The sequence below is a fragment of the Streptomyces sp. NPDC058872 genome (assembly GCF_042743065.1).
Lineage (GTDB): Bacteria > Actinomycetota > Actinomycetes > Streptomycetales > Streptomycetaceae > Streptomyces.
Map to the genome: position 1 here is coordinate 32,934 of NZ_JBHYMK010000065.1, position 6,706 is coordinate 39,639.

General features: G+C 69.6%; 6 protein-coding genes. 3 read left to right on the plus strand and 3 right to left on the minus strand.

Annotated features, from left to right (window positions below; translation table 11 throughout):
* Positions 1-33 precede the first annotated feature (33 nt).
* Positions 34-2,442, minus strand: coding sequence for an HAD-IC family P-type ATPase (locus tag ACFW22_RS30445; RefSeq protein WP_386410689.1), 2,409 nt, complete (start codon positions 2,440-2,442; stop codon positions 34-36).
* 88 nt (positions 2,443-2,530) lie between these two features.
* A complete protein-coding gene (locus tag ACFW22_RS30450; protein WP_386410692.1) occupies positions 2,531-2,815 on the minus strand; it encodes a DUF2530 domain-containing protein in 285 nt (94 codons plus the stop codon).
* 164 nt (positions 2,816-2,979) lie between these two features.
* On the opposite strand from ACFW22_RS30450, the gene ACFW22_RS30455 reads away from it, so the two are divergent.
* Positions 2,980-4,425 (plus strand): NCS2 family permease, encoded by a 1,446-nt coding sequence (locus ACFW22_RS30455; RefSeq protein ID WP_384886772.1) that lies wholly within the window; start codon positions 2,980-2,982, stop codon positions 4,423-4,425.
* Here ACFW22_RS30455 and ACFW22_RS30460 read toward each other — a convergent pair.
* Positions 4,395-4,640 carry a hypothetical protein gene (locus tag ACFW22_RS30460; RefSeq protein ID WP_386410696.1) on the minus strand — a complete coding sequence of 82 codons (246 nt, stop codon included), beginning with the start codon at positions 4,638-4,640 and terminating at the stop codon, positions 4,395-4,397. The two genes, ACFW22_RS30455 and ACFW22_RS30460, sit on opposite strands and share 31 nt — an antisense overlap.
* 212 nt (positions 4,641-4,852) lie before the next feature.
* Between ACFW22_RS30460 and ACFW22_RS30465 the strand changes: the two genes are divergently transcribed.
* Positions 4,853-5,293, plus strand: coding sequence for a MarR family winged helix-turn-helix transcriptional regulator (locus ACFW22_RS30465; RefSeq protein WP_384886778.1), 441 nt, complete (start codon positions 4,853-4,855; stop codon positions 5,291-5,293).
* A gap of 26 nt (positions 5,294-5,319) precedes the next feature.
* Positions 5,320-6,657: an MFS transporter gene (locus ACFW22_RS30470; protein ID WP_386410700.1), complete on the plus strand. Its 1,338-nt coding sequence runs from the start codon at positions 5,320-5,322 to the stop codon at positions 6,655-6,657.
* Positions 6,658-6,706 lie beyond the last annotated feature (49 nt).

Sequence of the window (6,706 nt, forward strand, 5' to 3'; positions counted from 1 at the left end):
GGCGGGGCCGGGCGGCCCGGCCCCGTCCGGGCCCTACGCCGGGAACCTCCGGGTCACCCAGCGCCAGGCGAGTTCGAGCAGGACCCCGCCCGCCGCCGCGATGGCGACCGCCGTCCAGGGCATGGTCACGCCGACCAGCTTGAGGGCGAAGAAGTCCTGGAGCCAGGGGACGACGAGGACCAGGAGGAAGGCGGCGGACATCGCGGCGACGAGGGCGAGGCGCCACCAGGTGTAGGGGCGGGCGATGATCGCGAGGACCCAGAGGGACACCAGGAAGAGGGTCAGGGTGGCCGCGCTGGTCTCGGCGCCCAGGGAGTCCGGCCCCGTGTAGTGGTGGCGGGCGAGCAGATAGGTGGTGAAGGTGGCCGCCGCCGCGATGACGCCGCCGGGAACGGCGTACCGCATGACCCGGCGCACGAAGTTCGGTTTGGCCCGTTCCTTGTTGGGGGCCAGGGCGAGGAAGAAGGCCGGGACGCCGATCGTGAGGGTGGAGAGCAGGGTCAGGTGGCGGGGGAGGAAGGGGTACTCCACCTGGGAGCAGACGACCAGGACCGCGAGCAGCACCGAGTAGACCGTCTTCGTGAGGAAGAGGGTGGCCACCCGGGTGATGTTGCCGATGACCCGGCGGCCTTCCGCCACCACCGAGGGCAGGGTCGCGAAGCTGTTGTTGAGGAGGACGATCTGGGCGACGGCCCGGGTGGCCTCCGAACCCGAGCCCATCGAGACGCCGATGTCCGCGTCCTTCAGTGCCAGGACGTCGTTGACGCCGTCCCCGGTCATGGCGACGGTGTGGCCGTGGGACTGGAGGGCCGCCACCATGTCCCGCTTCTGCTGCGGGGTGACCCGGCCGAAGACGGCGTTCTCGTCGAGCGTCTTCGCCATCTCCTCGCGGTCGGCGGGGAGGAAGCGGGCGTCCACCGTGTGCTCCGCACCGGGCATGTCGAGCTTCCCGGCCACCGCGCCCACCGAGACCGCGTTGTCACCGGAGATGACCTTGGTGGCGACGTCTTGGTCGGCGAAGTAGGCGAGGGTGTCGGCGGCGTCGGGCCGCAGCCGCTGTTCCAGGACGACGAGTGCGGTGGGGCGGGCGTCCTCGGCGACCGCGGGGGAGTCGAGTTCCCGGACCGTACGGGCGAGCAGGAGGACCCGCAGGCCCTGCTCGTTGAGGTGGTCGATATCGGCGAGGGCCGGGTCGCCGTCCTTGAGCAGGACGTCCGGGGCGCCCAGCAGCCAGGTCGAGTTCTCGCCGTCCCCCTCGCTGAAGGACGCGCCGCTGTACTTGCGGGCCGAGGAGAACGGCAGCGACTCGGTGCAGCGCCACTCCACCGTGTCCGGGTAGGCGTCGATGATGGCTTGCAGGGAGGCGTTCGGGCGCGGGTCGGATTCGCCGAGGGCGCCGAGCACCTTGCGCACGTAGGACCCGTCGGAGCCGTTGAGCGGGCGGAGCTCCGTGACGTCCATGCCGCCCTCGGTGAGGGTGCCCGTCTTGTCCAGGCAGACCACGTCGACCCGGGCGAGGCCCTCGATGGCCGGCAGTTCCTGCACCAGGCACTGTTTGCGGCCGAGCCTGATCACGCCGATCGCGAAGGCGACGGAGGTGAGCAGGACGAGGCCCTCGGGGATCATCGGCACGATGCCGCCGACCGTGCGGGCGACGGCGTCCTTGAGGTTGTTGTCCTTCACGACGAGCTGGCTGATGACGAGCCCGGTCGCGGTCGGGACCATCATCCACGTCACGTACTTGAGGATCGTGGAGATGCCGGTGCGCAGCTCCGAGTGGACCAGCGTGAAGCGGGAGGCCTCCTCGGCGAGCTGTGCCGCGTACGCCTCGCGGCCGACCTTGGTGGCGGTGAAGGCGCCGCCGCCGGCGACCACGAACGAGCCCGACATGACCGGGTCGCCGGGGCGTTTGACGACCGGGTCGGCCTCGCCGGTGAGGAGCGATTCGTCGATCTCCAGGCTGTCGGCCTCCGCCACCTCGCCGTCGACGACGACCTTGTCGCCGGGGCCGAGCTCGATGAGGTCGCCGAGGACGATCTCCGAGGTGGAGAGTTCGGCGGCGACGCCGTCGCGCCGGACGGTCGGCTTCGCCTCGCCGATGACCGCGAGGCCGTCCAGGGTCTTCTTGGCGCGGAGTTCCTGGATGATGCCGATGCCGGTGTTGGCGATGATCACGAAGCCGAAGAGGCTGTCCTGGATCGGCGCGACGATGAGCATGATCACCCACAGCACGCCGATGATCGCGTTGAAGCGGGTGAAGACGTTGCCCCGGACGATGTCGGCGGTGGAGCGGGAGCTGCGCAGCGGGACGTCGTTGACCTCGCCGCGCGCGACGCGCTCGGCGACCTCGGCCGAGGTCAGGCCGGCGGGGCGGTGCACGACGGGCGGCCCGGTGGTCGCCGTCCCGCTGCCGTCCGTGTCGATCTTCGCCCGCTGAGTCATGGTTTCGACGTTACGACCGGAATCGACCGTTCACCTGCCGAAGGGACGCAGGATCAGACCGGGGGATGAGCGGAATCGTTCTCTGGTGCTAGGCGTCGGGGCGGGTCCCGGGGTCCCCCGCCGCACCTGCCGCCGCATGCCTCTTGATCGCCGCGTCCCGCTTCCGCACGTACCAGATGCCGATCAGGCCGAGCCCCGCACCGGCCAGACAGGTCCACACCCACCAGGCGAGGTCCCGGTCGTCGAACCAGCCGTAGAAGGGGACCTGGACGAGGAAGAGGGCGAACCAGAGGATCGTGCCGCCGGTGATGGTGGCGACGACGGGCCCTTCGAGGGGCTCGGGTGCCTCGTGCTTCGGTGTCCACTTCGCCATGGGGATCAGTTTAGGTCGCAGCCTTGCGTCCCCCTGCACGGTCTACGCGCGGAGATAGACGCTCACTCGTTCATGTGTTCATACTGAAACGGTTTGCCTCTGGCGGGTTCCCTTCGTATGAACCGCCAAGAAGGACTTCTCTGAACCTCCGAAGAGGAACCCCCATGAGCACCACGGCCACCGCCAAGGCCATGCCGCCGGAGACCCCTGGAACCCCCGTCTCCGCCCTCGACCGCTTCTTCAGGATCTCCGAGCGCGGTTCGACCGTCGCCCGGGAGGTCCGGGGCGGTTTCGCCACCTTCTTCGCGATGGCCTACATCATCGTGCTGAACCCGATCATCCTCGGCAGCGCCAAGGACATGTACGGGCACCAGCTCGACGGCGGTCAGCTGGTCACCGCCACGGTGGTGAGCGCAGCCTTCTCGACCCTGCTCATGGGCGTCATCGGCAACGTGCCGATCGCCCTCGCCGCCGGTCTCGGCGTCAACACGGTCGTCGCGCTCCAGCTCGCGCCCAAGATGTCCTGGCCGGATGCGATGGGCATGGTCGTCCTCGCCGGCATCGTCGTGATGCTGCTCGTCGCGACCGGTCTGCGCGAGCGGGTCATGAACGCCGTCCCGCTGGGCCTGCGCAAGGGCATCGCGATCGGCATCGGCCTCTTCATCATGCTGATCGGCCTCGTCGACTCGGGCTTCGTCTCCCGCATCCCCGACGCCGCGCACACCACCGTCCCGATCCAGCTCGGCGGCGACGGGCACCTCACCGGCTGGCCGGTCCTCGTCTTCGTCCTGGGCACGCTCCTCACCCTCGCCCTGATCATCCGCAAGGTGCCGGGCGCGATCCTCATCTCCATCGTGGCGATGACGGCCCTCGCCATGCTGGTCAACGCGGTCGCGACCGTCCCCTCCTGGGGCCTCACCACCCCGGAGTGGCCCGGCAACCCGATCGCCACGCCGGACGTCGGCCTGCTCGGCGAGTTCAGCCTCTTCGGCGGCTTCGGGAAGGTCGGCCTCCTGACCGGCTGCCTCTTCGTCTTCACCGTGCTGCTGTCCTGCTTCTTCGACGCGATGGGCACGATCCTGGGCGTCGGCGACGAGGCCAAGCTGATGGACGAGGACGGGAACTTCCCCGGCATCAACAAGGTCCTCCTGGTCGACGGCCTGGCCGTCGCCTCCGGTGGTGCGAGCTCTTCCTCGGCGACCACCTGCTTCGTGGAGTCCACGGCGGGTGTCGGCGAGGGCGCCCGTACGGGTCTCGCCTCGGTCGTGACCGGCGGTCTGTTCTCGGTGGCGCTGTTCCTCACGCCGCTCGCCACCATGGTCCCGTCGCAGGCGGCGACGCCCGCGCTGCTCGCGGTCGGCTTCCTGATCCTGGCCGGTTCGGTCAAGGACATCGACTGGAGCGACTACACCATCGCGGTTCCGGCGTTCCTGGCCATGGTGATGATGCCGTTCACGTACTCGATCACGAACGGCATCGGCATCGGCTTCATCGCGTTCAGCGTGTTGCGTCTCGCGGCCGGCCGGGGCCGCGAGGTCCCGGTTGCCATGTACGTGGTGTCGGCGGTCTTCGTCTTCTACTACGCGATGCCGGCGCTCGGCCTCACGTGATCACCGGCGTGATCGCCGTCGGCGGCCGCGGTCGCGGCTGAACCGTAGAACTTCTCCGTCTCGTCGACCGCGGTTTTGAACCGCTGGTCGAAATCCTCGCGAATGAGCGTCCGGGCCACGTAGTCCTGGACGCTCATTCCCCTTTTGGCGGCGTGACTCCTGAGCCGGTCGAGCAGCTCACCGTCGATGCGCAGGCTGAGCACTGTCGATCCCATGCCGTTCAGGGTCGGGGCTGCCGGGGCACCTTTGCGTCACTTTCCGGATCCCACTCACTCATTTGGGTGATGCATGGATACCGAAGCGTGATCTGCCGGCCGGCGCGCTGCCGCCCTTCCGGCCGGGTTCCGTGCGGCCATGGGTGTGACGCACGTGACGCCCGAGCATTCCGGTTGGTATTTAGACAGAGTAATGAGTTAGGCTAACGACCATGCCAGACCTGTCCCACGGCACCGCCGACGCCGCCGCCGTGAACGCGCTCCGCTCCTCCGTCATGAGACTGGGCCGACGCCTCAAACACCAGCGCGTCGACGAATCGCTGAGTCCCACCGAGATGTCGGTGCTCGGCACCCTGTCGCTCTGCGGCTCCGCCACCCCCGGTGAGCTGGCGCGCAAGGAGCACGTCCAGCCGCCGTCGATGACCCGCATCGTCGCACTGCTCGAAGCCAAGGGACTGGTCCGGCTGGAGCCGCACCCCGACGACCGCCGGCAGAAGGTCGTCAGTCAGACCGAGCAGGCCGAAGCCATGCTCGAAGAGTCCCGCCGCAAACGGAACGCCTGGCTGGCCACCCTCGTCGAGGGCCTGGACGAGGACGAATGGGCCAAGCTGCGCGCCGCCGCCCCGGTCCTGGAGAAGCTCGCCCACCTGTAACCGAGGCGCCAAGGAGGCGACGCACTTTGAGCACGGGACCCGGAGCAGACTCCGCACCCGTCCGCACACCCGCACACCGAACCCGCCGGGGCGGGGGGACCTTCTCCTCGCTCGGGATCCGGAACTACCGGCTGTTCTTCACCGGAGCGATCGTCTCCAACACCGGTACGTGGATGGCCCGGATCACCCAGGACTGGCTGGTCCTGAGCCTCACCGGCTCGGCCGCCGCCGTCGGCATCACCACCGCCCTGCAGTTCCTGCCGATGCTGCTCTTCGGGCTGTACGGCGGCGTCATCGCCGACCGCTACCCGAAGCGGCGCCTGCTCCTCGTCAGCCAGGCCGCCCTCGGACTGTGCGGGCTCGCGCTCGCCGCACTCACCCTGTCCGGCTCCGTCCAGGTCTGGCACGTCTACCTGATCGCCTTCCTCCTCGGCGTGGTGACGGTGGTCGACAACCCGGCGCGGCAGTCCTTCGTCTCCGAGATGGTCGGCCCCGAGCAGCTCCGCAACGCCGTCTCCCTGAACTCGGCGAACTTCCAGTCCGCGCGGCTCGTCGGCCCCGCCGTGGCCGGCGTCCTCATCGCCGGGGTCGGCAGCGGCTGGGCCTTCCTCCTCAACGGCCTGTCCTTCCTCGCCCCGCTCCTCGGCCTCCTGCTGATGCGCACGAGCGAGCTCCACAAGGTGGAGCGCGCCCCGCGCGGCAAGGGCCAGCTGCGGGAGGGACTGCGGTACGTCGCCGGGCGGCCGGACCTGCTCTGGCCGATCGTCCTGGTCGGCTTCATCGGCACCTTCGGGTTCAACTTCCCGATCTGGCTCACCGCCTTCTCCGGCGACGTCTTCCACGTCGGAGCCGGTGCGTACGGCTTCCTCAACACGCTGATGGCCGTCGGTTCCCTGGTGGGCGCCCTCGCCGCGGCCCGGCGCGGTTCCACCCGCCTGCGGATGCTGGTGATCGCCGCGGCCGTCTTCGGAGTCCTGGAGATCGCCGCCGCGCTGTCACCGGCGTTCTGGTTGTTCGCGCTGCTGCTCGTGCCGATCGGCATGGTCGGCCTCACGGTCAACGTCACCGCCAACTCGGCCGTCCAGATGGCCACCGACCCGACCATGCGGGGCCGGGTGATGAGCCTGTACATGATGGTCTTCACCGGCGGCACCCCGATCGGCGCCCCGCTCCTCGGCTGGGTCACCGACACCTACGGCGCCCGCACCGGCTTCGTCGCCGGCGGCGCGATCTCGATCGCCGCGGCGGTCGTGGTGGGACTGGTCCTGGCCCGGGTCGGCGGCCTCAAGGTCGCGATGGGCTGGCACCACGGTCACCCGAGGGTGCAGTTCGTGGCGCGCGAGCGGCTGGCGACGGCCGCGTAGTCCCGTGGCGGGCGCAGGTCCCGCACGACGGCAGGTCCCGGCTTCGGGG